This window comes from Rhodoferax sp. UBA5149 (assembly GCF_002413825.1).
Lineage (GTDB): Bacteria > Pseudomonadota > Gammaproteobacteria > Burkholderiales > Burkholderiaceae_C > Rhodoferax.
Window position 1 is genome coordinate 14,538 of record NZ_DHXT01000126.1, and the last position, 2,175, is coordinate 16,712.

At 64.6% G+C, this 2,175-nt stretch carries 2 protein-coding genes; both read left to right on the forward strand.

Features of this window, described 5'->3' with window-relative positions; translation table 11 throughout:
- On the forward strand, positions 1-372 hold a 372-nt coding region (locus tag B3V69_RS11150; protein ID WP_414707515.1), incomplete at its 5' end, for an alpha/beta fold hydrolase.
- Between the two features lie 18 nt (positions 373-390).
- Positions 391-2,175 (forward strand): RelA/SpoT family protein (locus tag B3V69_RS11155; RefSeq protein ID WP_296446539.1); only part of this gene is annotated, 1,785 nt, incomplete at its 3' end.

A 2,175-nucleotide genomic window follows, 5' to 3' on the forward strand; every position in this document is an offset into this window, starting at 1 on the left:
TCCACCACCTTCGGGCCGCACACGCCGGCGCAGTGGCTGGCCTTGTCGCGCCCCATGGTCAAGCCCTTGGGCGATGGCACGGGCGACGTCACGCTGCATTACGACCCGGCCATCGCCGTGCCATTCAGCACCATCACGCCAGAATCTGCCGCACAAGGCGAAGCCATGCTGTGGCAGCTGTATGACCACATCACGGCCTCGACCTTGTTGCTACGCGGTGCCCAGTCGGACCTGCTTTCCCATGAAACGGCGCAGGCCATGACGGCGCGCGGCCCGAAGGCGCGGCTGGTGGAGTTTGAGGGCGTCGGTCATGCGCCCACCTTCGTCGCCGACGACCAGGTGCAAGCGGTGGCCGCCTTCCTGCTTGATTAGAAATGGGGTGACATCTGGATGAAAAGTATCACTTCCGAACACCCGGGTTCGGCGCCCTCAACCCAAGCGCTACCGCAACTGATTGCCGCCACGGCCCAGAGCCTGCCTGAACAGGCCCATGCATTGGCGCGCGCCCGCGCATTTGCCGAGCCGCTGTTGGCCAGCGAAACGCTGGACACCGGCGAAAACACGCTGGCCCATGCGGACGCGGTGGCGGCCATTCTCCGGACCATTGGCGGGTCCGAGGCGATGCAGGCCGCCGCCTACCTGGTGTATGCCTGCGACCACCTGAACAAACCGCAGGAAGTGATCGCCAAAGCCTTTGGCGACAACTTTGCGGCACTGGCGGTGGAAACCACCAAGTTGGTGCAGGTGCAGCGCCAGGCACGCCAGACGCAGGTCGCTGGCGCACGGGCATCGACCGCGATACCCAGGGCGCAAACGGCCGCCGCCCAACTGGAGAATGTGCGCAAGATGCTGCTGGCGTTTTCGCGCGATTTGCGCGTCGTCATGCTGCGCCTGGCCTCGCGCCTGCAAACGCTGCGCCATTTTGCCGCCAGCAAGCTGCCGGTGCCGGCCGGTCTGGCGCAGGAGGCGCTGCAGGTGTTCGCGCCGCTGGCCAACCGCCTGGGCATCTGGCAAATCAAGTGGGAGATGGAAGACCTGGCCTTTCGTTTTCTGGAGCCCGACGTCTACCGCCAGGTGGCCCGATTGCTGGACGAAAAACGGGCCGAACGTGAAGCCTATGTCACCCATTTGCGTTCGCAGCTGCAGGAAGAGCTGAAAGCGCAGGGCCTGGACGCCACGGTGCAGGGGCGACCCAAGCACATCTACAGCATCGTCAAGAAGATGCGTGGCAAATCGCTGGGTTTTGACCAGGTCTACGACATCCGCGCGCTGCGCATCGTGGTGCCGACCATCCGCGACTGCTATGCCGCGTTGAGCTGGGTGCACAGCCAGTTCACACCGGTCACGGAGGAGTTTGACGACTACATTGCCAAGCCAAAAGTCAACGGCTACCAGTCCTTGCACACCATCGTGCGCGACCGGGTCGGGCAGCCGATCGAGATCCAAATCCGCACCCAGGCCATGCATGACCATGCCGAACACGGGGTGGCCGCGCACTGGGCCTATAAAGAGGCCGGCGTCAAAGGCTATTCGGGCGTCTCGGCCAGCGGCACCTATGACGCCAAAATCGCGGTGCTGCGCCAGTTGCTGGCCTGGGAGCGCGATCTCTCGGGCGAGCAGGGGCAGGGCAGCTTTGACGACCGGATTTATGTCCTGACGCCCGATGCGGCCATCGTCGAACTGCCGCAGGGTGCGACCGCGGTGGACTTTGCCTACAGCGTGCACACCAACCTGGGGCACCGCTGCCGGGGTGCGCGCCTGGATGGTGTCATGGTGCCCCTGAATACGCCGCTCAAAAATGGCCAAACCGTGGAGGTCACGGTGGCCAAGGAGGGCGGGCCGTCGCGCGACTGGCTCAACGCCGAACTGGGCTATCTGGTCAGCCACCGGGCCCGGGCCAAAGTGCGTGCCTGGTTCAATGCGCTGGCCGTCAATGAGACCGTGGCCAAAGGCCGGGAGGCGGTCGAGAAACTGCTGCAGCGCCTGGGCAAGACCGCCGTCAAGCTCGACGATCTGGCCTCGCAGCTCGGCTTCAACTCTGCGGACGATTTGTTTGAAGTGGTGGGCAAAGACGAATTCTCGCTGCGCAATATCGAGACCGTGTTGCGCCCGCCCGAGCCGACGCCGCACGACGACGACTACCTGCCGCTCAAGAAGCCGCGCAGCAGCGCCAAT